A 1,195-nucleotide genomic window follows, 5' to 3' on the forward strand; every position below is an offset into this window, starting at 1 on the left:
GGCGGGGCCGGCGGCAACGCGGTGGCCGGTGGGCTTAACGGATCCGGAGGCACTGGTGGCGCCGGCGGCAGAGGTGGGATCGGCGGAGCCGGGGCCGACAGCCTTACCGGTGTTGGCGGCACCGGAGGCGACGGTGGAGCGGGTGGTATCGCCGGAGCTGGAGGCGCGGCGGGGTCCGGCGGCACGGGCGGCGCGGCCGGGAGCGCGGGCACCGGTGGAACCGGCGGACATGGCGGAGCCGGCGGGGCCGGCGCCGGCGGCACCGACGCGGTTACTTCCGGCGCCACCGGCGGGCCGGGCTTTGCCGGCGGGGCTGGCGGCGCCGGGGGTGCCGGCGGCGACAGCATCGGCGGTGTCAACGGCACCGGCGGAGTTGGCGGCACCGGTGGCGCCGGCGGAGTCGGCGGTGCTGGGGCGGACAACCTCAGCGGCGTGGGTGGCGTCGGCGGCGTCGGCGGAGCCGGCGGCAGCGCGGGGGCGGGCGGCGCGATCGGAACCGGTGGCACCGGCGGAGCGGCGGGTAACGCGGGTATCGGCGGTATGGGCGGCACTGGTGGCGTCGGTGGCGCCGGCGGTGACGGCACTAACAGCGCCGCCGGCAGCGGCCTGACGGGCGGTAGCGGATTCGCCGGCGGGGCGGGCGGTGCCGGCGGTGCCGGCGGCGGTTCCGGTTTGGGCGGCACCAACGGCACTGGCGGCACCGGCGGGATCGGCGGAAAAGGTGGAGTCGGCGGCGCTGGCGGGTCTGGTGCGGACAACCTCAGCGGGATTGGCGCGACGGGCGGCGCCGGCGGCGTTGGTGGAGCCGCCGGTGCGGGCGGCGCCGGCGGCGCGGCTGGCTCTGGCGGCAGTGGCGGCGGTGTAGGCGTAACGGGCAACGCGGGTGTGGGGGGCACCGGCGGTGAGGGCGGCGCCGGCGGGACCGGCGGGGCAGGAGCGGACGCGGCCGCCGGAAGTGGTCTCACGGGTGGTACAGGATTCGCTGGCGGTGCCGGCGGTGCCGGCGGTGCCGGCGGCGAGTCCGGCTTTGGTGGCACCAACGGTTCGGGCGGGGCCGGTGGCGTCGGCGGTAAGGGCGGCACCGGTGGTGGCGGCGGTTCAGGTGCCGACAGCACCACTGGTGTGGGCGGTACAGGCGGTGACGGCGGTGTCGGCGGCGCGGCCGGAGCCGGCGGTGACGGCGGCGGGACCGGTA

1 protein-coding gene is annotated in these 1,195 nt (G+C 79.0%); it reads left to right on the plus strand.

Annotated elements, in window-relative coordinates; translation table 11 throughout:
- Positions 1-1,195, plus strand: a 1,195-nt coding sequence (locus BST12_RS29010; RefSeq protein ID WP_211281402.1) for a hypothetical protein, incomplete at both ends; no start/stop codon positions are given.

The sequence above is a fragment of the Mycobacterium angelicum genome, from assembly GCF_002086155.1.
Lineage (GTDB): Bacteria > Actinomycetota > Actinomycetes > Mycobacteriales > Mycobacteriaceae > Mycobacterium > Mycobacterium angelicum.